Origin of the sequence: Bradyrhizobium nivariense (assembly GCF_029846695.2) — a bacterium.
GTDB lineage: Bacteria > Pseudomonadota > Alphaproteobacteria > Rhizobiales > Xanthobacteraceae > Bradyrhizobium.
On record NZ_JARWCR020000104.1, the window covers coordinates 1 to 23,107 of the forward strand.

General features: G+C 59.9%; 15 protein-coding genes and 2 pseudogenes. 8 read left to right on the forward strand and 9 right to left on the reverse strand.

Going from position 1 to position 23,107, the window contains the following annotated elements; translation table 11 throughout:
• The first annotated feature begins 1,461 nt into the window (after positions 1-1,461).
• The 3 genes from QCM77_RS42810 (at position 1,462) to QCM77_RS42820 (ending at position 7,641) form a co-directional block, all read left to right on the forward strand.
• Positions 1,462-3,384, forward strand: a complete 1,923-nt coding sequence (locus tag QCM77_RS42810; RefSeq protein ID WP_280096757.1) for a heparin lyase I family protein — start codon at positions 1,462-1,464, stop codon at positions 3,382-3,384.
• A 77-nt stretch (positions 3,385-3,461) separates the two neighbouring features.
• Positions 3,462-6,221, forward strand: coding sequence for a type I secretion system permease/ATPase (locus QCM77_RS42815; protein ID WP_280096758.1), 2,760 nt, complete (start codon positions 3,462-3,464; stop codon positions 6,219-6,221).
• Complete coding sequence (locus QCM77_RS42820; RefSeq protein ID WP_280096759.1) at positions 6,208-7,641, forward strand: HlyD family type I secretion periplasmic adaptor subunit; 1,434 nt, start codon at positions 6,208-6,210, stop codon at positions 7,639-7,641. Before QCM77_RS42815 ends, QCM77_RS42820 begins: the two co-directional genes overlap by 14 nt.
• A gap of 91 nt (positions 7,642-7,732) precedes the next feature.
• On the opposite strand, the gene QCM77_RS42825 is transcribed toward QCM77_RS42820, so the two are convergent.
• On the reverse strand, positions 7,733-8,020 hold the full coding sequence (locus QCM77_RS42825) for a hypothetical protein (RefSeq protein ID WP_280096760.1): 288 nt from the start codon (positions 8,018-8,020) through the stop codon (positions 7,733-7,735).
• 238 nt (positions 8,021-8,258) lie between these two features.
• On the opposite strand from QCM77_RS42825, the gene QCM77_RS42830 reads away from it, so the two are divergent.
• Positions 8,259-8,945 (forward strand): class I SAM-dependent methyltransferase, encoded by a 687-nt coding sequence (locus QCM77_RS42830; RefSeq protein WP_280096761.1) that lies wholly within the window; start codon positions 8,259-8,261, stop codon positions 8,943-8,945.
• 163 nt (positions 8,946-9,108) lie between these two features.
• On the opposite strand, the gene QCM77_RS42835 is transcribed toward QCM77_RS42830, so the two are convergent.
• Positions 9,109-10,140, reverse strand: coding sequence for a class I SAM-dependent methyltransferase (locus QCM77_RS42835; RefSeq protein WP_280096762.1), 1,032 nt, complete (start codon positions 10,138-10,140; stop codon positions 9,109-9,111).
• A 92-nt stretch (positions 10,141-10,232) separates the two neighbouring features.
• A complete protein-coding gene (locus QCM77_RS42840; RefSeq protein ID WP_280096763.1) occupies positions 10,233-12,020 on the reverse strand; it encodes a P-loop NTPase in 1,788 nt (595 codons plus the stop codon).
• A gap of 510 nt (positions 12,021-12,530) precedes the next feature.
• Between QCM77_RS42840 and QCM77_RS42845 the strand changes: the two genes are divergently transcribed.
• The gene (locus QCM77_RS42845; protein ID WP_280096770.1) at positions 12,531-13,943 is read left to right on the forward strand and encodes a polysaccharide biosynthesis/export family protein; all 1,413 of its coding nucleotides are present in this window, start codon (positions 12,531-12,533) and stop codon (positions 13,941-13,943) included.
• A 409-nt stretch (positions 13,944-14,352) separates the two neighbouring features.
• On the opposite strand, the gene QCM77_RS42850 is transcribed toward QCM77_RS42845, so the two are convergent.
• From QCM77_RS42850 to QCM77_RS42865, 4 genes are all read right to left on the reverse strand, one after another.
• Complete coding sequence (locus tag QCM77_RS42850) at positions 14,353-14,952, reverse strand: DsrE family protein (protein WP_280096764.1); 600 nt, start codon at positions 14,950-14,952, stop codon at positions 14,353-14,355.
• 36 nt (positions 14,953-14,988) lie between these two features.
• Positions 14,989-15,609: a hypothetical protein gene (locus QCM77_RS42855; RefSeq protein WP_280096765.1), complete on the reverse strand. Its 621-nt coding sequence runs from the start codon at positions 15,607-15,609 to the stop codon at positions 14,989-14,991.
• A complete protein-coding gene (locus tag QCM77_RS42860; RefSeq protein WP_280096766.1) occupies positions 15,606-16,649 on the reverse strand; it encodes a TAXI family TRAP transporter solute-binding subunit in 1,044 nt (347 codons plus the stop codon). Before QCM77_RS42860 ends, QCM77_RS42855 begins: the two co-directional genes overlap by 4 nt.
• 86 nt (positions 16,650-16,735) lie before the next feature.
• Positions 16,736-18,922, reverse strand: coding sequence for a coiled-coil domain-containing protein (locus tag QCM77_RS42865; protein WP_280096767.1), 2,187 nt, complete (start codon positions 18,920-18,922; stop codon positions 16,736-16,738).
• Between the two features lie 1,023 nt (positions 18,923-19,945).
• On the opposite strand from QCM77_RS42865, the gene QCM77_RS42870 reads away from it, so the two are divergent.
• The 3 genes and pseudogenes from QCM77_RS42870 to QCM77_RS42880 all read left to right on the forward strand — a co-directional run.
• On the forward strand, positions 19,946-20,326 hold the full coding sequence (locus tag QCM77_RS42870; RefSeq protein WP_462804403.1) for a VanZ family protein: 381 nt from the start codon (positions 19,946-19,948) through the stop codon (positions 20,324-20,326).
• Between the two features lie 558 nt (positions 20,327-20,884).
• On the forward strand, positions 20,885-21,091 hold the full coding sequence (locus tag QCM77_RS42875; protein ID WP_280096768.1) for a hypothetical protein: 207 nt from the start codon (positions 20,885-20,887) through the stop codon (positions 21,089-21,091).
• Between the two features lie 730 nt (positions 21,092-21,821).
• Positions 21,822-21,917 (forward strand): annotated as a pseudogene (locus QCM77_RS42880) (DUF72 domain-containing protein); the annotation flags it as partial.
• Between the two features lie 43 nt (positions 21,918-21,960).
• Here QCM77_RS42880 and QCM77_RS42885 read toward each other — a convergent pair.
• Together QCM77_RS42885 and QCM77_RS42890 are read right to left on the reverse strand one after the other, a co-directional pair.
• Entirely contained in the window at positions 21,961-22,263 is a 303-nt protein-coding gene (locus QCM77_RS42885; RefSeq protein ID WP_280096769.1) for a hypothetical protein, read from the reverse strand.
• A 22-nt stretch (positions 22,264-22,285) separates the two neighbouring features.
• Positions 22,286-22,628, reverse strand: a pseudogene (locus tag QCM77_RS42890) (SDR family NAD(P)-dependent oxidoreductase); the annotation flags it as partial.
• Between the last annotated feature and the right edge of the window lie 479 nt (positions 22,629-23,107).

A 23,107-nucleotide genomic window follows, 5' to 3' on the forward strand; every position in this document is an offset into this window, starting at 1 on the left:
GGCCGGTGAGTGGTTCCGGCGGGGTCGTCTGCTCATGGTCTCTCCTGATTCGCGGGGCCTATCGTGCCCGCCGTCAGGCAGAAACTCCACTTAGCGTCCTGTGCAGATTTCCGGGACCGGCTCTGAATGGCCCGCGATGTCGTTCGGAATGGTGGGTTTGTCCTACGTCTGCGCTGTTTCGCCGCGCCAGCAATGGCGCTCCACCTATGACGTGTCTCCAAGGTCACGATCGAGCATTCACCGGAGCAACTCATCACCGAATACCTGGGACGAATACCCTCCGCGACCTCGATGACGCGAGCGCAGTCGCCGGGGTGGGCCAAGCGGAGTCCGATCAAAGGGCAGTTATGGACGAAATCTAACGCGGATGCACTACTACGTGCAGACGCATGAGGTGCTCCAGGTATTATCTTGTTCTTCTCTCCCTGCTCTTGTTCATCCGCCGCGGTTCATGAACAAGGTTCTGGCCCAAACAGACCTTGGCTGATTGGCGTTTGCTGACCATCAGCAAAATTTCGCGGATGTTTCCCGGTGCAGGCAAAACGGGAGAAGCCATTTGGATTTGTCAAATCCCTCTTGGCTATCAAAGCATGATCATTCCCTGGGGTCATATGCCGCTTGCACATCGCGATAGCCACGCCCGAGACTCGCGCGCAATATCGCCATGAGGGGCGCCCATGTGACGTCACGGCCCGAATGGAAGTTCGTGATGCTGCTTGCGCGTCGGAAGTGAAACGCACCTCCACCGGCCCAGTTGAGCTGCCATCAGGGATTCGAGACGAGATCTTCCTTACCGCTACAGTTACGAACCTGGCTCTTAGCCGCAATGACTCGAGCGATCTCATCAGCGGTGAAGTCGCGCGGCTTCTTGTTTCGTTTGAGTCCTCCAACGCGACTACCAATAGGCGCGCCTAAGCGTCCCTGCGTAGCGACACTCCCGCAAAAGAGCGCGGGGATGGTTATGAGACGACGCTTTGATGCTTAGTCGCGCAGTTCAGATTGTGAGGATTCACGGCACCGGCCTAAGCGTGAACGAAGCGCCCTCGCACCGCGAGCATCAAATTATACCTACGTGCGTTTGCCCTTCGTTTTCGCCTGCGACGCCAACGCATTCTGATAGCAAAATACGCGTGTACCTTGAACTGACCCCGATAAGGGCACGTATTGGGCTGACATACGTGGCTATAAACCACATTTTGAAATTTTTTTCGCCACACTTCCTAATTAACCACCTGCCCAGCAGTCGGGGGGGTACCTCGCAATTTCCCACTGCCTTGAAGTCTGTTCGCGGTGCTTCGCGCTGCGGGCGCGTGCTGTGTGTCTCGCATCATCGCGAGGCGCGGCACGTGAATGTGCTCGCGGTGCTACGCACTGCGAGCACGCAGTATGTCGTGCGCCATCGCGGGCGCACGGCAGTGGAATTCCCGAACTCTTGGAATGTAACTTGTAAGGAGGCCTGGAATGGCGACTAACGGTACAATCACGTCGTTTTCTTCTACACCGACAAATCGCTTTGATATCGGTGGCGACAGCTACGAAGTTCAGACGGCTGGCAATAGCTATAGCCTGAGCAATCCTGACTCAGACACTCTGCGCTTCGAAGTCCACTCGGGCGATCACGCTTGGTACGATGGCTCTTATCCCGATCGCTCTGAAATTGAAGACGGCAATCGTATTGCGGCCGGCACCCCGATCGCCATCGACTATCAGGTCAAGCTTGAGCCCAACGGCCCCAACAACACGTTCGTCAATACGACGTCCTCGTATTTCATCCTGGGCCAAATGCACAACGATGACAGCGTGGGCGGCGTGTCGACCTCGCCTCCATTTTACGTCAACATGGTCGGCGATAAGATGGAGCTTAATGCGCTGTATGCCCTGCCCGGCGGCGATCCTAGCAACGGATCGTCTGATCTGAAGCACCTCACCTGGACTGGTCCCACTATTGTGCCGGGACAGTATTACGACATCAACGTCCAGTCCAATTTCTCCAACACCGGCGCCGGTTATCTAAAGGTCTCGGTCAATGGCCAGGAAGTTGTGAACTATAAGGGCCCCCTAGGTTTTGGCGGCCCGACCTATTGGGAATATGGGGTCTACCGGTCGCCAGCATCCGAGGCGGCGGCTGTCGATTATCGCAATATGACGCTCGTCACCGGCTCGACCGCGAACGGCTGGCAGGGTGTGGGCGGCACGACGTCATCGGGCAGCACCTCGGGTAGCACGACCGGTAACGCCTCGTCCGGCACGACATCGGGCGGCACCACCGGGACCCCTTCAACACCCAGCCACTCGTCGGGCTCCACCACGGTGACCGATCCGACTGGCAACACTTCCTCCGGCACGACGTCATCGGGCAGCACCTCGGGTAGCACGACCGGTAACTCCTCGTCCGGCACGACATCGGGCGGCACCACCGGGAAACCTTCAACACCCAGCCACTCGTCGGGCTCCACCACAGTGACCGCTCCGACTGGCAACACTTCCTCCGGCAACACGTCCTCGGGTGGTACGAGCGGAACGCCCACGACGAAGCCGGTGGCGCCGACCTTCACCGTCGCCGATAACACGCTGTCGGTTAGCCCGGGCGGCAGCGTCTCGCTGGGGATCGGCGTGAGCGTGCCGCATGCGGGCGATGACGTGAAGGTTAAAATCTCCGGATTGCCGAAATACGAGACCATCACGGACAACCTCGACGGCAAGACCTTCAGCGGAAGTTCGATCACGCTGACCGCAGCCCAGGTCAACAGCGGTCTCTCGCTGAGCTCCACCTACGGCGGTCACGGTCATCCGACCGCGACGCTGACGGTCACCGCGACCGACTCCACCGGGACCCCAATGACGAGCGCGGCCCAGACCATCACGGTGAAGGATCCTCCGGCGACCACGAGCTCGGGCACGTCGACGACGACGTCGGGCACGTCTTCAGGCCACCACTGGCATCATGCGGTTGCCGCCAGCAGCCCTGAAACGTCAGTGACAACGTCGGCCGCAGCCGCAGCCGGCTCCGGAACGTCAGCGACAACGTCGGCCGCAGCCGCAGCTGGCTCCGGAACGTCAACGACGACGTCGGACAACAGCACGTCATCGGGCAAATCGCCTACTAACAGCATCGACGTTGCGCAGTGGTTTAACCATCATCCCGACTTCGCACGTGCAGCGACGACGCTCAGCGAGGCCGGAGCATCGAGGTGGGGCACCGGGTCCGCCCCCGCCACGACGACGACCGATCACGCTGCAGGCGCCGGCGCGAAGGCGTACGCCCTCCTCAATCAGATGATGGCGGGCGATTTCGGTCGCGACTCGCATTTCGCGCAGGCCGCGACGGCATCGTCGGCGTCGTCCCAACAGCACGCCAACTTCCTGACCAGGCCTCTGCACTAACCAGCAACCAAGGCTGTCCGGGACCGGGCCGCCCCTTCGGGGGCGGTCGCGGTGCCGCACGGCCGGAGCTTCAGGACATGACAACACAGACGGAGCGGCCAGAGGCCGCGCACCAGGATCACGCATTCGAGCAGGGCATCACGGCACTGACAATCCTGTCCCGGCTCCACGGGCGCAGCATTGCGCCGGAGGAAGTCCGCCAGCACTGCAAGGGAGACGTCTTCGACGTCACCGAGATGCTGAATTGCGGCCGCGCGCTGGGGATGAAGTTGCGGGCACACACTAGCGATTGGTCAGGCCTGCCGCTCCTGTCCCTGCCGGCCATCGCCGTGCTTCGGACCGGTGGATTCCTGCTTCTCGGCCAGATCGTCGAAGACCGCGTGGTGGTGGCCGATCTGACGTCACGACGGCCGACATACATGTCGCAGACGGAATTGGAGCCCCTTTGGGACGGCCGCGTCGTCGCGCTGACCGCGCAGAGCAGCCTAAAGGACTTCGCCCTCAGCTTGACGGCCGCCGCCGTCGGATACATCAAAACCTTCACCGAGCGGCTGCGGCAATGGTCCCAGTCCACCTCAAGGGGCGCCGGCTTGACGACCGCCGCCGTCGGACACATCAGAGCCTTTGCCGAGCAGCTGCAGCAACGGTCGCGGTCCACCTCAAAGGACGTCGAGCTTGACGTGTTCGAGCCGAACGACGAGGCCGCGGCTCCAGACCCCGCCAAAACCGAAGCGGCGCTGCTGTCGCTGGTGATCCTGCTGCGCTGTCATGGAATAGGTGCCGAACCGGAACAGATCCGCCATCGCATCGGCTCTCCGCGGATCGGCGTCGCGGAGATGCTCCGCTGCGCCAAGGAAATGGACCTCAAGGCGCGCGCGCTCTCGACGCGCTGGGAGCGGCTCGCGACCACGCCGCTGCCCGGCATCGCCGTGCTGCGCGACGGCAGCTTCCTCATCCTCGGCAGAGCGGCTCCAGACAAGGTGCTGGTGCAGCGTCCGATGGAGCCGCGGCCCGAAGCGATGACGCGGGAGGAGTTCGAGGCCATCTGGAGCGGCGGCCTGGTACTGATGGCGCGCCGCGCGGGCCTGACGGACCTTGCGCGCCGTTTCGACATCACCTGGTTCATGGGCGCTATCGGCAAGTACCGGCGGATGCTCGCCGAAGTGTTGACCGGATCCCTCTTCCTCCAGCTCTTCGCGCTGATTTCGCCGCTGTTCTTCCAAGTGATCATTGACAAGGTGCTGGTGCATCGCAGCCTGACCACGCTCGACGTCCTGATCTTCGGCCTCGTGGCCATTGGCATCTTCGAGGCTATCCTCGGAGCCCTGCGCACCTACCTCTTCGCGCACACCACCAACCGCATCGATGTCGAACTCGGCGCGCGCCTGTTCCGTCACCTGATCTCGCTGCCAATCGCTTATTTCCAGGCGCGCCGAGTCGGCGATTCGGTCGCCCGTGTGCGCGAGCTCGAAAACATCCGTCAGTTCATCACCGGCTCCGCGCTCACGCTCGTCCTCGACCTGCTGTTCACCTTCGTGTTCCTCGCAGTGATGATGTACTATTCGCCCCTGCTGACGCTCGTCGCCGTTGCAGCATTCCCGCTCTACATCGGCATCTCGGCCGGGTTGACCCCGCTGTTCCGCCGCCGCCTCGACGAGAAATTCCGGCGCGGCGCTGAGAATCAGGCGTTCCTGGTCGAGAGCGTCACCGGAATCGAGACGCTAAAGTCAATGGCGGTCGAGCCGCAGATGCAGCGGCGATGGGAGGAACAGCTCGCTGGCTACGTCGCCTCGAGCTTCCGCGTCGTGAGCCTCAACAACGTGGCAAGCGAGGCTGTGCAGCTCATCAACAAGCTTGTCGCGGCGACGACGCTCTATCTCGGCGCGAAGCTCGTCATCGGCGGCAGCCTGAGTGTCGGCGAACTCGTGGCGTTCAACATGCTATCCGCGCGCGTGAGCACACCGGTGCTGCGGCTGGCGCAGATCTGGCAGGACTTCCATCAGGCCCGACTTTCGGTGGAACGACTGGGCGATATCCTCAACACCATGCCCGAGCCGGCCCAAAGCCCGGGCCGCGCGGCGCTCCCACCCATCCGAGGCCGGGTCACGTTCGACCACGTCACGTTCCGCTATCGCGCCGACGGACCTGAGACACTGCACGACCTCAGCTTTAACGTCGAACCCGGTCAGGTGGTCGGCATCGTCGGCTCGTCAGGATCGGGCAAGAGCACGCTCACCAAGCTGGTCCAGCGGCTCTATGTTCCAGAGCGCGGACGCGTTCTCATCGACGGCATCGACCTGACGATGGTCGATCCTGCCTGGTTGCGGCGACAGATCGGTGTTGTGCTGCAGGACAACGTGCTGTTCAACACGACGATCCGCGAGAACATCGCGCTCGCAGATCCGATGATGCCGATGGAGCGCGTGTTCAACGCGGCCATGCTTGCCGGCGCGCACGACTTCATCCTCTCTCTGCCCGAAGGCTACGACACCATTGTCGGCGAGCGCGGATCAAGCCTCTCCGGCGGCCAGCGGCAGCGCATCGCGGTAGCCCGCGCCCTCGTCGCCGATCCGCGGATCCTCATCTTCGACGAGGCAACGAGCGCACTCGACTATGAGAGCGAGCGGGCCATTCAACAGAACATGAAGCAGATCGCAGCGGACCGGACTGTCTTCATTATCGCCCACCGCCTGTCGACGGTGCGGACCGCCGACCGCATCATCACTCTGGAGGCCGGCCGCGTCGTCGAGGACGGCAACCACGACGATCTGCTCCACTCGAACGGCCGTTACGCGAAGCTCCACCTCCTGCAGGCAGGCATCCATGGCGTCCGCTAACAACTCAATCGTTCCCTTTCCCAAGCGCCCGATCCGCCGCAACGACTACGAGCTCGCCTTTCTGCCGGCAGCGCTCGAGATCGCCGAGACGCCGGCCTCGCCCGTCGGCCGCGCCGTCGGCGCGACCATCATCGCCATCTTCTGCGTCGCGCTCGCATGGGCTATCCTTGGCAAAGTCGACATCGTCGCCTCGGCCAGCGGCAAGATCATTCCCAGCGGCAGGACCAAGCTGATCCAGCCACTGGAGACTGGTATCGTACGGGCTATCAATATCCACGAGGGCCAACAGGTCCACGCCGGAGAAAGCCTGATTGAACTCGATCCGACCATGACGGCGGCCGAGCACGGCCACGTCAAGGCGGACCTCATCGCCGCCCAGCTCGACGTTACGAGGTTGCGGGCGGCGCTCGCGGATAGCGGCAATCCACTCGCGAACTTCCATCCGCCGGAGGACGCGACGGCCGCCCAGATCGAGATGCACCGGCAGTTCCTGATTAGCCAGACCTCCGAACAGCGCGCCAAGCTCGCCGAACTCGACCGCCAATCGTCGCAGAAGAATGCCGAGCGTTCGACCGTTGAGGCGAGCGTCGCCAAGCTGGAGGCCACCATCCCGCCGCTCCAGGAGCGGGTCGAAACCCGCAAATACCTGTTCGACAAGCAGCTTGGAACAAAAATAACCTATTTGAGCGAATATCAGGACCTGGTGGGCCAGCAGCAGGACCTCCTTATTCAGCGAAGCAAGTTGAAGGAGGCCGACGCGGCGCTTGCCACGCTTGAGGGGACCCGCGACAGGACCGCGGCGGAGTTCCGGCGCGGGCTTTACGACGAACTGGCAAAAGCCGAGCAGAAGGCCGCCGGCGTCGCCCAGGACGTGATCAAGGCCGATCGGCGGACGAAACTCCAGGATCTCGTCGCCCCGGTCAACGGTGTCATCCAGCAGCTAGCCGTGCACACGGTGGGGGGCGTCGTCACGCCAGCCCAGGTGCTCGCCGTGATTGTCCCACAGGATAGCCACCTCGAGATCGAAGCCACGCTGGCTAATGACGACGTCGGTTTCGTCCATCCTGGGCAGAACGCCGAGATCAAGGTGCATACCTTCAACTTCACGCGGTATGGGGTGCTCCATGGCAAGGTGTTGAGCGTCTCGCCCGACACCATCTCACGCGACGGCCGCGACGCCGCCGAGCCCAGGTCTCGTGCCCAGAACACGTCGGATGGCGGGCAGCAGCCACCGGACGATCTCGTCTATGCCGCCCGGATATCGCTCGACCAGCGGCAGCTGAAGGCCGACGATCGGGTCGTAGATCTCGGCCCGGGCATGGCGGTCACCGTAGAGATGAAGACCGGATCCCGCCGCATCATCGGCTATCTGCTCTCGCCGCTCGCCAGGTACCAGCATGACGTCCTGCGAGAGCGGTAGGAAAGGGCCCTCGCGCCGGCGTGACGGGTCCACAGCTGGTTGCGACCCGGCATGCCCGTGAAGGCAGGTGCTCACGATCCGTGCTGAATCGTCAGCTGGGCAGCGCCACGACGCTCTTGGCCTTGCTTGCAGGGCGCGTCGTCGCGCGCTCGGGTTCGGCCGCGCGCTGCTCTGGCATTTTGGAGCTGACCGAAGCGCGTCGCCAAGGCTTGGCACACGCGTTCAGCATCTTGAGCTCGCCAACCCGCGGCGCGTCATCATCGCAGCGACCACGCTTCCAGCTCATCGGCGTGCGCCAGCCCCCTTGATCTCGGCGAGCAGACACATCGACAGCAGGAGCATCGCTCGCCGCATCTCCGGCCTTCACGGTATCCAGCACTCTTCGCCGCTCTAAAACGCGGTGCCGACAGGGGTACCTCTAATGATTTGGCGAGCGGGAGCAACTACGTCGTTCTGGCTCGACTTTCGAGTGCTAGGATTGGCGATGGCCGATCGTGGCTACCAGTGCTAACCGAGATATATGCGGGGGAAGGATGTTGCGACCCGATCCGAACTCATTCGACCGCTACTTCAATATCGCAGAGAGGGGGATGGCTCGCGGGAATCATCGATTCTATATGAATTATCTGTTTGACGGGATCGATTTCAGAGGCAAGACGATGCTCGATGTCGGCGGCGGCGACGGGATACTATCGTTCTACGCCGCATGTTCAGGAGCAGCAAAAGTCGTCTGCCTCGAACCCGAGATCGCGGGTTCGACCACTGGCACGAACGCGACGTTCCAGCGCACAGCTTCCTTCCTTGGCCAAACAAACGTGCAACTGCTTTCCAGCCGGTTGCAGGACTATGACCCTGGCGACGGCTCGTTCGACATTTTGCTCCTACACGCATCGATCAATCACCTCGACGAGGAAGCGTGCATCCGACTGGCTCGCGATCGCAAAGCGCAGCGCTCGTATGAGCAGTTGTTTGGCAAGCTTACCTCTTTGGCTCGTCCAGGCGCCAAGCTCATCGTTGTCGACTGCGCTCGGCGGAACCTGTTTGGCGACTTGCGTATGAACAATCCGTTCGTGCCCACGATAGAGTGGCAAAAGCACCAGTCGCCACGGTTGTGGGCGCGGCATCTTACTCAAGCCGGCTTCAACAATCCAATCATTCGATGGCATTCATTCAACAGCTTGAGAAGCTGCGGACGGCTGTTTCTTGGTAACCGCATTGCCGCCTACTGCCTCACGAGCTCGTTCTGTCTCACCATGGAGAAAGGGCGCGAGGCCTCGGCCGATCCGCTCAAGCATGCCGGATGATGCGAGATTTCTCGGTCAGAAGCAGCATTCCACGCGAGACGTCCGGGATACGCCAAGACACCATCGGCCTCTCAAGCCATGGACATGCTGACTGTCGTCACCATTCGGGCAAGTGCGAGAGATGCGGTACGAGCGGTCCCGATTTGAGGTAACTCTGCTGGACCTACGGCTTTCGGATTGCAAGATGAAGGTAGGGTTCATAAAAGGCATTATCAACCTGCGGGCCATGGCGTCGCAGCCATCTCTCGAATGAGCGATCGAAAGCGAACCATTTTGCAAATTGGAGTAGATTGCCACGCTTCCAGCGATTCAAGCTATTGACCTTAAGCGCCGAAAGAGATCCCAACGCCAACTCAAATTCATGGAAACTGGCGGCTCGACCTGTTCTGGTCAAACGTAGAAGCGTTTCCGCCGTCACCGGTGGCCTCAATCTCTCATTGAAGGGGGAACGTGGACTGAGCCGTGAATAGTGCGCGGCCAAGTCATCTGGCAGCCACATATAGAAAGGCAGCAACGCGGTATGTGAATCGAACCACCAAAGACGATTGGGAGTATCCATCACGATCAAATAGGCACCACTGCGCAGGGAGCGCCAGACTGACGAGAATGAAGACAGCTTTTCGTCAAGGGTCATATGTTCCACTGCTGCAAAAAATATAACAGCGTTGACCTCCGCTATCCGTTCCGCGGGAATCTCGGTAGCGTTCCCGTTTATCAGCTCTGCTTTAAGACCGTAAATGGAAAGACGCTCGTTGCCGACCGCCAGACTTGCCTCGTCGATGTCATAACCAATGACCTGAGCCCCCTGTTCGGCGAGGGCGACAGTTGAGCAGCAAGTACCGCAACCAATCTCAATAATTTTGGCGCCATCCAAACGAAATAGCGTATCGAGCCAGGGAACCACGGTTCTGCGATCTTCATTCGTTCGGGCAATAACATGGTCGTCGAGATCCTTCTTACCCGCCTGTGTGCTGAGATAACCTGGCGGATCGCGAAAGTAGTACTTTGCCAAAGCAGCTACGAGACGCTCCTGGCCAGAGGGTGAAAGAGGACGCTGGCGCACTCTCAAGCGTCGGCTTAGGTGGCGATACTTCAAAAAACTGACAATCCGGTCGCGATCAAAGTAACCGCTTCCAACTCTTCTCACCGCAAGATTCGGAGCAAATTGTACTGTCATGGCGCCGACTTCCAGCATTTTGGGTCAGTTATATAGTCGCCCATCTCGAGTGGGCGCGCGCGTTGGTGCTCAGTCCCCATTATCACGCATCGTAGTCTGCATGGCATCCATCAGGATCGTAGCCCGTACCGTTTCACCAATTCCATGTCTGCCTTGTTCAGCACGACCCCGAGCATAATTTCATCCATATCGCTACAGATCTTGCGCGCTCGCTCGACGAGGCCGACATTCATGCGTCCCGCGTCGACAACAAGGACCAAGGAATCCAACAAATGCGCCGCGGCGCGAAGATCCATGGAAATCGTCTCGGCCGGCAGATCGACAATGACGTATTCATAAGCGTCACGAAGGATCTGATATAGCTTATTGAGCTTCTCCGACGCCAGAACATCGCTCATGTAGATTGGTCGAGAGTTATTGCCGACTGGAAGAAACGCCAGCTGCGATTTTGAGTCGATCCACGTTGCTTCAGACACTGAAGCCGCCCCTGCCATGATATCCAGGATGCCAAACGAGGCGGTCGGAGCTAATTCGGCCGAGAGTGATCGATTTCGCAGATTGCAGTCCACCAGAATTACTCGAGCCCCAGCCTGGGCCATAAGCAACGCCAATGCCGCTGCAACGGTGGACTTTCCCTCGCCCGGTTGCGCGGACGTAGTTCCAATAACCTGATTTCGCTCGCCGCTACGGTTCATGCTATCGATGGCTAGCTTTATCTCAAGTAACGACTCCGTAAATCGGGACTGTGGTGCATCCATGATGGCCCAGATTGGACTCGCCGTGCGCACGATGTTTCGCGATCTTTGACGGTTCGCCTGCTTTTGAGCCGGGCCAGAGAAAGCTGCTGTCAACTTTCTCCAAACGTTCCCGGACGTGACCATTGGGACGGCTACGATGCATGCAAGTTGAAGTCCCCTCCAGGCCTCCCAGCTGGCACGCGTGCCTCGATCCATCAGATCGCGCAGCAATCCGATGGCGATGCCAAGAAGCGCCCCCACAACGATCGATGTTCCAAGCACGATCCTAGCATTTGGCCAAGTGGCCCTTAAGGGAGGCGACGCCCCGCTGACGAGACTCGCCACAAGCACCGGCGAGGATAGCTGTCGCGTGGCTTCCATCTTACGCAGCACGAGGCGAAAATTATCATAGGCGCTTTTGGATGATTCAGCAGCGGCTACTAATTCATCCATAGTAGCAGCGGACTCCCCTGCATCTTTCCTGTTTCTACTGTAATCCTCAAATGCTTTTTTTGCCGCTGATGCTTGAGTGCTCAATTCGTTCAATCGATCCTTAACCCATGGCTCATCTTGCAAGTCGGCCCTGTCCACTTGATGGGTAATAAATTTTTCTGCAACGGCGTTTAGGATCTGCGCCGCTCGATCAGGATCTCTGGACTCGAAGGTAATCTCGACAAGATACGTAGGGCCGACACGCTTGGCCGAAAGCTTGCGCTCAAACGATTCCACGGTACGGCGCACGGCGCTAGCTTTCGTTTCCGGCCTACTCCAGCCGAGCAGCCGGGATATCATGCCGCTACCTTGGCCGGTCGCAAATTCCGGGTCTTGAGCAAGGCCGAGCTTCTCGATCACGGCGCTAGCAATGCCGTCAGACTTCATGATTTCGATCTGACTTTGCACGATCGTTGCCACCGCCGCAGCGTCCGCAGTGGCCAACTTCGCGTCCACGATGAGCTGCGCCTTGGCAATAAATGTTGGCACCGTGATGATGAGGTAAAGTATGGCAATGCCAAGCGTTGCCATACAAGTCAGCGATATCATCAAGAGGCGTCGTCGTATGAAGGCTATTACTTCTGCCAAGGACACGACCGGCGCAGGATGAAATTCGGGCGGCGGCGTATTGTCCCGATTTACCCAATTATCCGTTGTTTGCTGCAGCATTTTCCGTACCAAGCTGGTAGTTGAGGCTCCGCGACGATAGCCAGGTCAAATCCACAAGGCGACTTACTAGGGTCCGTTAGCGGAAGATGCAGCGGAACGCGTCACATCAATACGCATTACAGTGCATCAACCGGTGATAGACGACGGTTGGGAGGAAAAACCGAAACTGTAGGGCAACGAATTCGGTAGCCGCCAGACTGACAAGGCACATAGACAGGCCTATACCGATGCTTGCGAAGACCGCCCAGCCGTCATCGGCCGAGTGTGTCGGAAACCTGATGGGGGCCAGCAAAATGAGGACGGACGCATAACTCATTCCATTCATTGCACTCTGCACTCTACGGCTCAATCGCTCATCTCCGGTTGAATCAGTACATTCCGGGTCACTGGTTGGGAAAGGCAATAAATGGGTAATTACGATGGTCTGTTGAGCCGCGGCACTACCGGGTTAGAGTCCCGCCAGCAATCCGCTCGCGCGCTCATCCCCCCGCAATGAAGGATTTCATCTTGGTGACCGCGTCCGTACAGAAAGTTGCCGCCATGCCGACCTCCACACTGCGCGATCTTCTCAAAATCAATATCTTTGGCAGTAACCTGGGTCGTTGCATCAAATGGGCCTTGGTGGCTGTTGGCCTGACATTTTCGATCACTCAAGCAAAGGCCGAATATCGAGTGAACATCGGAGATGTGCTGGAGGTTGCGGTGGCGGGCGTGCCCGAACTGCGGCAACGTGCTGCCGTGCAAATGGATGGCAATATTTCGTTGCCGCTAGTCGGAACGCTTCCCGTAGCCGGCCTACCCTTGTCGCAGATCCGGGCCAAAATCGCGGCTGCTCTGGCCAGCAAGGTGTTTCGGCAGAGGAGTTCGGATGGCCGTGAGATCGCTATCGTCATAGACGCGGATGAGATCACGACGACCGTGGCGGAGTACAGGCCGGTATACATGAACGGAGACGTGTCGAGACCGGGTGAGTACCCTTATCGTCTGTCTATCACCGCACGCCAGCTCGTCGCCGTCGCAGGTGGCTACGACGTCATGCGTATCAGAATGAATAACCCGTCTCTCGAGTCAGCGGACTTGAGAAGCCAGTATGGATTACTTTGGACAGAACTCGCCAAAGAGCAAGCGCGCATGTGGCGCGTGAAGATTGAGCTCGGAGAGGCAACGCAGCTCAATCCAAGCATTCCGACGGACGGGCCCACAAGCCGATCGGCGATTTCCGAGATCCTCAACGCGGAACGTGAATATTTGAAGACGAAGCAGAGCGATTATCAGCAGGAGAAGGCGTACCTTCAACACAGCGTTCGACAGGGAGATGACGAGGTTCGCGTGCTGTCGGAGCAACAGAAGAAGGATGACGAAGCACTTCAGACCGATCTCGAAGATCTGCAAAGATCGACCGATCTGTACGGTAAGGGGGCCTTGATTAGCCCGCGCGTGACGGATGCACGTCGCGCGGTGCTGGTGTCGTCAACCCGAAAGCTGCAGACTTCAGCGCAACTACTGCAGGTCAAGAAGATGCAGGACGAGTTTGTTAGAAGGCTGGCAAGGCTCGACGACCAGCGCAGGCTCGACTTGCTCCGTGAGCTGCAAGACTGCAGCGTCAAGCTCAATGAAATTCGCGAGAAGCTGCAGAGCGTCGGCGAGAAGCTTCAATACACCGCGATGGTTCGCTCGCAACTCGTACAAGGAGCCGGCAGCAAGCCGGACATTGCCATCATTAGGAAAGGCGAGAAGGGGCCGGAACGAATTGTCGCGAGCGAAGACACCGAGTTGCAGCCGGGTGACGCAGTGGAGGTAACCCTGCGATACCAAGATCTTCCTGACCTACCTTTCCGAAAAGTGGGCAGTTCAAGTGCCCCATCGGCGACGGGCCAGACTGACGTGACTGCCGTTGATTCGCCGCGGGTCGGCAGCAGGTGATGAGGACCTGAGGACCAGGAGTCGGGACCTGCAGATCCCGCAAACCGGGCAACTCTTTTTCCCTTCGACGCCATGAAACAATCGGTCCGCCTGGAACGGGCGGCCGCATGACTGGTCTGCAGTCTCATCCCGTTCGGGCCGATCTTGTAGATTCTGTCAGTGGCTCGTGGCGTAACTTCTAAGTTCTAGCGTTCACCGCCGAACACGCTTACCGACGGCATCGCAGATCATCTGGATGATCCGTTCCTAATTGGGGCGTGACCGGGCGAGATCTTCTCAATATACGCGCCTCGTCCGTCTTGTAGTGCCGGAACAGCCAATCGATGGTGCCGTCGCGCGCCATTCCGCCCTGCACGCCCGGTCGCTGAGGGTTCTATTCACGTCAATCGGGATGGCCGATCTGTCCGGCTTACGGCTTGACGTAGGTCCAGCCCTTCTCCTGCAGCTCCATGACGCGCACGACGCCCGACTTCACGACCTCCGCCTGCCGCACGATCGGGATGTCCTTGCTCTCGGCCTTCTGCATTTTTTCCTGAGTGTTGCCGCAGGCCTTGAACGCAACTTCGGGCGTGCTCAGGGCCATCTCCTCGATGCGCGACTTTACAGGCGACGTGTCGTCACGCAGCATGTGCAGGCCGGGCCCAAACGTGACGACCTCGATCTTCACCTTTTCGCCAGCGTCTTTGTAGTATTGGGCAACGTTCGTCGCGTTGTTGAGCGCAAGATTCATCGCGGCGGGATCGTTGGTGTTCACCTGCAGGATCAGGTGATGTTCCTTCTTCTTCGTTGCAGTGGGATCCACCATACGGGCAAGGGCGGATCGCATCTGCGTCGCAGTCGTTCGCTTCGCTATGTGGTGCCTTTCAGGGCTTGCCTTGTGCACGACGGGTTGCCCGTCTGCCGGCGTCCAGTATTTTCCGCCCTGGTCCGCGTCCGCGAATGACGTGGAAACCAGAACGGCGATCGCTCCCACCGCGACCGTCCTGCCAATATCATGAAACCTGATCATTGTGCGCCTCCATCGAAGACAACCATTTTCACACCATCAATGGTTAGGTGTTGCAATGGCGCGCGGCCATCTGCACGCCGCGGCCATTTTCGCGCGCACCGCGTCCAGCCCGGCGAGGGAGAACGTCCCGTCATGGGCAGTCCCGCCTCGAGATGAGAGAAGGACGATGAACTCCCCATTATCCGGAAGGGACTGCAGCAAGCGAACAACATCCCCGGCGAACGAAACGCCAGGACCGAATGCCGGCAATGCGGCTGCTACCTGCACCGCCGGACGATCATTCACACGATAGTAAATTACATCATCACCGCCTCCGCGGGAGATGCCGGGGCCCGCAAGCGCCAGCTCCGTCCGGCCGGCACGACAGCGTATAGATAGCTGCATCGCGGACTCGTCGGTCCCGCTGTGTGATGATGTCGTCGCGGTCGCGATCGCCAAATAATCTACGGGCGACGTCGTCTGGCTGACGATCCAGTCGTCTTCGGGCGTCGGACGATGCTGAGGCGCGATGGTACGCGTCATTTTATCCAGACACCCGAGGCGCTCTGCGTGTTCCTTCTGAAGGCAGGAACGGAGCTGTGTCACCGGATCCTGGGCGAACGCAATGCCGCTTGTGCCCCCAAGTGCAATAATCAGCAGGAGCGCGGCGCGTTTCATTGGGATGCACGTGTTATGCGGGGCTGACGATCCAGCCACGCCTGCGCCGCAGGGACGCGCGTAAGACCTGGAACCGTCGCAGCGAGGTTGATGGATTTCCACTTCGGATCGAAACCGGGCGCCTGCAATCTGTCGATCCGGGAGAACAGGTGGTCGACGAAGCGCGCGACGCGGTCAGAACGGTTCGAGTTGGCGAGCCAATTGAAGGCGACCAGAGCGGTCGGCACGGCGATCGTCGAAATCCGTTCGCCCTGCTTGATTAGATTGGGATAGTCGGTCGCGTCGAGAGAAGCGGGAAGATAGTAATCCTCGAACTTGCTCTCGTATGGGACAGGCAGGAACTTGAAACCTGGCTCCCACCGACCCTTCACGAACGCATCCACCGGCTTCGATGTAATGAAGACGACAGCTGCCATCTCGCCTTTGCGCATCTGCTCGAGCGCGATCTGGTGCGGAATGAACGTTTTTTCCACCTCGATATTGAGGCGGCTGAAGATCAGCGGCCCTGAATAGGCGGCGGCGGTGCCTTGGTTGTTGAAGTTGACCTTCTTGCCGACGAGGTCGTTCAGACTCTGAATCTCCGGTCGAACAAAGATCTGCAGCTCGGACGGGAACAGATTCATGACATACGCAATTCGTCGCTGGATGTCCGGCACCTGGTTCTTGTATTCCTCGAGCACGTCGGAATTGATGATCGCCGCGTCGATGCCGCGCAGATAGAGCAGGGAATTCAAGTTCTCCGTGGCCCCGCGTGTGACGACCGGAAGAACATGCAGGTTGTCCCCATCGTCGACCACGCGGGCGATCTCCGCCGCCAGACGGATCGGCGCGCCCTCGAGGAGACCTCCGGCCAGGCCGACAGTCCAGGCGTTCATGGAAATCACTTCCGGCCTTGGCTGCGCCAGCGCGGGCCGAGCCGGGTGAGGCTTCTGGGGGCGCAAATTCAATGGCCGCGCATCCGCCCAAGGCTGAATGGCCGTGAGCAATGGTGCGAACGCGGCCAGCAAGAGCAGCCGGCGCCATCCTGTAAATCTTTTCATCCACCCACTCCTCTACACATCCTGCATCCGTGTCGGCGCCTTCGATCCTCGATTGGTGACTTGGAACATCGTCTCACAAGACCGTGCTATCGACGCAGCGCTTCGAATCGCGCCTTCGCCTCCTTGATTCCTCCAGCTTCAGCACGCGCGTAAAGAGTTCGCGCTTTGGTGAGATCACCTTGCGTTCCATACGTTCCGAGATTTGAAAGGATCAGCGGATCGTAGGTTTCCGCGAGCGCGAAGCTCGCTTGCGCGCTGCCGATCTCAACGGCGCGCTCCAGCACGATCCGCGCCGAGCCAATGTTTCCCTGTTCAAGCAGGATGCTCGCGCGCGCGATCAATTTCGCCGCTTGCGCCCCTTCGTTAGGATTGACCGGAGCATCGCTCTGGCTGCGCGCCGCTGCGGTCTGGTCTTGGACCGATTTGTCTTGGACTGTCTTGTTCTGGACAGGCTGGATCTGGATTGGTCGTACCGGCGCTGCGGGCGGCTCCTCGCTCGCGGCCTGGCTGGTGGTTGCCGACTGAGACGCAGCGGGGGGAGTTTTCGCCACAAGCGCGCCGTTGTCATGACGCGCCGATGCGAGTTCCCTTTCCAGTCTCGCGGCGCGCTCGCGCTGCAACAAGCTGCGCAGCTGGGCCGAGTCTCGCTCTCCGGCCTGCTTGATCCGTACGGCTTCCTCGCTTGCCTTGGAAGCGCGCTCGGTCTCTGCGGCGAGATCTCGGCTTGCTTTTGCGAGATCCCGGGCCAGCTGCTCGGCCCGCTCGCGCTCCCGTTGATGCGATTGCCGTAAGTCGGCGGTATCGCTCGCTTCCGCCTGTTTAAGCTGCGCCACTTCCTCGCTGGCTTTGGCCGCTTGAGCTTCGTATGCGTAGATCTTGGCTCGCGCCATCGAGAGATCCTGCTCCAGCGCATCGGCTCTCTCGTGCTCCTTCTGCATCGATCGTTTCTGCTCCGCGCCGCCGGCTTTTGCTGCTTGCGTCAGCCTGGCGACCTCGTCGCTCGACTTTGCCGCCAGCGCCGTCTGCGCATCGACATCTCGTCGCGCGGTCGCAAGCGCGAGCTCTAGCTGGCCGATATGATCCCGCTCCTGTTGTAGGGCGTTCTGCAATTCCGCCGCGCCGCTCTCCCCTGCCGCTTTCAGCAGGGACGCGTCCGCGCTGGCTTTCGCCACCTGTGCCGTTTGTATCTGATACGCATAAATAGCGCTTCGCGTCAGGGAGAGACCCTGCGCAAGCGTATCGGCCCTTTCGCGCTCCTTCTCCATCGATTGCCTCAAGTCCGCGGCACCGGCCTCCGCCGCCCGACTTCGCTGCGAAAATTCCTCGTTTGCCTTTGTCGCTAGCGCAGCCTGGGACTCGACGTCCTGCCGCGCGGCTGCGAGATCCTGCTCCAGCCGCGCTGACCGCTCGCGCTCCTGTTGCACGGCCTTCCGCAGCTCCGCGGCGCCGCTCTCGCCCGCCTGTTTCAGCTGGGATACTTCCTCACCTGATTTCGTCGCCAGCGCGGTTTGGGTTTCGACATCGCGCCGCGCGGTTTCGAGATCCTGCTCCAGCCGCGCCGACCGCTCGCGCTCCTGCTGCAGCGTCTTCTGCAGCTCCGCGGCGCCGCTCTCGCCCGCCTGTTTCAGCTGGGATACTTCTTCACCTGATTTCGTCGCCAGCACGGTTTGGGTTTCGACATCGCGCCGCGCGGCCGCGAGATCCTGCTCCAGCCGCGCCGATCGCTCGCGCTCCTCCTGCAGCTCAGCCGCGCCACTCTCGCCCGCTTGATTCAGCCGGGACACTTCCTTCAGTCGGGAAGCTTCCTCGACGGCCTTCGCTGCCAACGCCTTTTGGATTTCGACCTCGCGCCGCGCAGCGTCAAGCCCCTGGGCCAGCCACTCGGCCCGATCGTGCTCCTGCTCGAGATGTTGCAGCAACTCGATGTCGCGCCTTGCAAGCGCAAGTTCGCAGGACAGTGATCCTGCCCAGTCGCGTTGCTGTTCCGGAGGCTGCTGCGGAGCTCTTGTGTCGCTGGCCGTCGCTTGCGCGAGCTGTATCGATTCGTCGCTGCCGCCGGGGCGGAGGAGTAACGTCTCGAAATCTTCAGAACTGAGATTGCGGGCAGTCGTCGCCTGTTGCGCGTCTGCGAGGTGCCGCGCTTGATCCGGGGAAGCCTTCGTTTCCGACGCCCATGTCATAGCGAGCATGACCGCTGCCATCCATAGGGGTGCACTTCTTCCCTGCGTCAGGGAGATTTCCACTTCCTCGTTGAGCATGACCGTGCGCCCCATTTGCAATCACCTGTCGCGTGGCGATACGACTTCCTTCTGATGCGTCATTATGCCCACCAACTTTACGCGACTCGCATGGAAGACCCTCCCCACCACTTTTGGGTTAGGCTACGGGATTGTGTCCCATCACTGACGCGAACTGCTGAGAGTTCCTTCTCATGTATTTCCCATGTATTTCGCGATTTGAACTGATCGAGGCGGGCCCGCCGTCTTGGCCAGTGAGGCCACCCCGAGCTGGGGCCCGGGGCCGTCCATTCCCACGCCTGCGTTCAGGACGAACCACCAACAAGAACCGCAAGCGGGCTTCCAATTGCGCCCGAAAGGGTGCGCGGGGCAAGTACTACAGGTTGGTACTCCGTTTGGCCAAGCAAAAGGGTCGACAATTCTTCCGTGCAACCACAATCACCGCGCTAGAAATCTCGCTTTTGCTGCTTGAAGAACAAGCAGCTTCTCGAAAATCTCATCCCGATGCGCGTCGATTTCCCAGGTGAGCGCGTTACCCGGCCACTCAGCTTTGCCCTCCCATTCAATGGTCTGAGACTAATCGACAAACAGGCGTCCGAGTAGCGCCCTTCTGGATCGCCATTGCATTGCCCTCAACCCTGAGGAAAGCAGAAGTTATTGTTGCCAGTACCAACCGCAATTTGAGATTATGTGTCGAGCGTCCAATGATGTTTCGCACCTAATCGGCCGTGTGCAGAGCAAGTGCGTAAGGCTGTAGCGTCGAGCTGCTGCAGGATGAGCCATCCGGATTTTGGCTCAGTGTCTCATCCCTTTGGAGTACTCTCCTTTCGTCCACGCACATCGGGAATTCTGCACTCATGTTCCAGGAGCAGGTGGTAACTATTGACCCGGTGTTCTACCGCTCAGGTGGAGCATGAATTTGGTCGAAAGGGTTTCCGCAGCAGGACAAGGATTGCCCCAGAGCAGCCAGCGCCGGGCTCTGAGTGGAGGGAGCATGCTCTTGAAATCGAGTCTCAGAAATGAAGAGCCCCCGCTAAGGCTGCCAATCGAGGCTCTTTAGTGGTTATTGCCGCTCTTCTTCGGCTTGTCGCGTGGCTGCTCGCGGCCGCTGTCACCTTCGTAACGCTCGGACCTCAGGTCGTTCGGCCTCACCCCGTTCTCGGACAGGAAGGCGATCACGCGCTCGCCTTCCTTCTGGTCGGGATTGTCTTCGGCCTTGCCTATCCGCAGCGTCGCTGGACTGTTTCAGCGGTCGCCGTTGCCCTGATCGGCCTGCTTGAGATCATGCAATTATGGGTGCCGGGACGGCACGCGCGGTTTGAGGATTTTATGGTCGATGCGCTCTCGGCCTGCGTCGGCTTCGCGCTGTCCGCAGCTGCCAACTGGACGATGGCGCAATTTGGCCAAGATCCCGACGCGGCGACACGCCAACGTCATTAGTGAGCACTCCGCCGCCGCTTGGGTCAGTGCCGCGGATCGTCAAATTTGAGCTCGGCGACCAGTCGCCAAAGCTGAACCTCGTGACCGTCCGCTAAGCCGATGGTTAACGCTCGAATGGATGGCTGGGGCGACAGACCGCCAGCACAACGAGACTAGCCTGTTCAGCCAGCATTCATTACGAGCCCTTCTATGTCCCAAGTTTCAGAGGCACAGCGCGATGAAATTTTACGTCATGGACGCAGCCGTCGACTGGCTGGATGTTTACTGAGCCGGGACCTTGAGGCGATCCTTGCTATGTACGCGAGGATGCTGTGACTGAATGTCGTTGTGATGGCCTTACAATCACCGGCAAGCAGGGCTTGCGAGTTGGCAACGACGCCTTCGCAATTATCCGGCCTCCAATCTGGATGACCTTCAGCTAAGCGGTGGCGGTGCCATTATGGACTACATTGCTCGCGACGGCGTTGTTGGCGCGACCATCGAGTTCAATTTGGCGGGTCAGATTATTCTTCTTAAATGCGGGCCCCAGCCGCGGAGTCTGTACTCACGAGGCCAACCATGAAGGGCAAGCTGCCTGGTGATTTTTCACATTACGCCAAGATGCCCCCCGCCGCGCAGCGATTCTACAAAGAAGCCGCGGCGTGCCGGGACGAAGCAGCTCGCAGCCTCAATCCGATCGATCGTGATGGCTGGCTGAAGCTTGCCGGCGAATGGACCGAACTCGCCCTTGCAGCCGAGCGCGGCCAGATTTTTCGCCGGGGTTAGGTGGCGGAAGCGAAGACAGGAGTGCCGCTCGGCCGTCTAAGCCCCCGAGCACAGGCCGCAATACGCTCGCCCTAGATGGCCCCGCCTGCTACCCCGCGAACTCGCGTCTCTGACGCAACGTAACCTTTTCGCGCTTGCGGGGTCGGCCGACAAACGCTGGAAATTGTCCTTTGGGCGTCCGCCATGGATCTGCATTTGCCAAGAGGGTGAGCGCCATTAACTCCTCTTGGTTTCCGCGACGGTCTTGCGCGCATTATCCCGAGTTACCAAGAGTGACGTGCACTACTCGTGCGCCTCAAGATGTCCGCGGCGGCAAGGATCTCGGGGTTTCATGGTTACCGCCGTTTGACAAGTCCTTCGAGACCAAATCTAGTTTCCGTCTCAGACCATCACTTACTTCGCTCATGGTTTGTGCCAGACTCAGTATGCAACACGGTCAGCATCACTGGAAGACCTTCACCCCGCACAAAGGCGCGAAGTGGCGATGTCCGCAGCGAGCGATCCGGGGGATCGATGTCGGCATCACGGGGCACTGAAAACCACCAGCTCATGGCTTCGCCGCCTCTCGCGCGGCGTCGATCAGGGTCAGGAACAATGCTCTGGTCGGGGCGTCGATAGATCGTTGTAAGCGCATGCACGGCCTATTTGGCAACGCCGATAAGATGGGACGACGTTCGAATGGCACGCATTCTTATCGGCACCTCGGGCTGGCACTATGAACTGCCCCGGCTGGAAGCGGCAAGGCTGTGACGTTTACGTCTATTTCGACAACGACCAGAAAAGTGCGGCGCCGGCCGACGCAAAGGCTTTGAGGAAGATTCTATAGCAATTGAGCCTCTCCCGCCCTTTTGTTTAGGAACGCTGATCTCCTAGCAATCCTGGCCACCCGCGCCGGCCGTCGTCTTGGACTGTTCAGCTGCCGTCGGCTGGCTTTGCATCTGGTGCTGCGCGTCCTGCGACGAGGTCGCGGTGTTCTCGCTCGCCTCGTTCATGGCTGACGTTGGCGGATGCTCCTTGGCGTTTGGCGAGGCGGTGCCAGTGGTCTCACTCGCCTGGCCCGTCGTGACCGGTCCAGAGCCTGCATCGCGGTTGGCTGTATTGCAAGGGCCCCCGAAAGCGATAGTTGAGCTGACGGCCAAGATGGCGCCAACCAGCATTGATCTCGTAAGCATGACAATTCCTCCTGTTTGCCGGCTAATGCTTGCCGGAGCCGGGTTCCGCCATTTTGCGATGCTGCTTCGCGAGCGTTTCCGCCGGAGTGACGTTTGCCACTGCCGATTGGATCTTGTTCTTGAGGCCGGTGACGACATCGCCCTCGCCTTTCGTCATGGCGTCAAAGCCCTGGCGCGCGACCACGGCGGGATGGTCTTTCTCCTCTGAGCCCACCTTGGTGTCGAGCATGTCAGCGCGCCTGAAAAACTTGGTCTCGGTCGCGCCCGACATGAGGCAGGTCACGGTAATGTCGGTGTCGCGAAGCTCCTCGCGAAGCGCAAATGACCTTCGACGCGTTGTACACGGCCTGGAAGCTGCCGAGCGTAACCGCCAGGCGCCGCACGCAACCGCTTCCACGTTTTCCCCTGCCTGCCGCGTAGCGTACAAGACAGGCGCAGCCGTTGCCGCCGATCAATCCTGTCCAATCTGCCCTAGCCCCGCTTCGATCAGCTTGACGTCCTCTGCAGAGCCAGAACCGATTGCCTTGGATCGACACCCGTCCTGCTTTGCACATCAGCTAGTAGCTGGCGCCGGGTCATACGCCTGTCTTCCAAGGCAGGCCTATTCTTCAACCGAACGTAGGCGGAAACCATTTGTTCAATAGAGGATGGCACGGAAATTTCCTTCGAATAAAAGTTCCAAGTCCCGGGAGAGGAACCAGCAAAATCCCGGTGCGAACTAGGGTCTGTTGAGATTCACTTGGAATGGATGACAGCGGTGGCGAGGTAGATCATCGCTGCGAAGCTGCCGTCTGTCTTGTCACATCGCATCGCTATGCGTTTGAATTCCTTCAGCTTGCCGAAG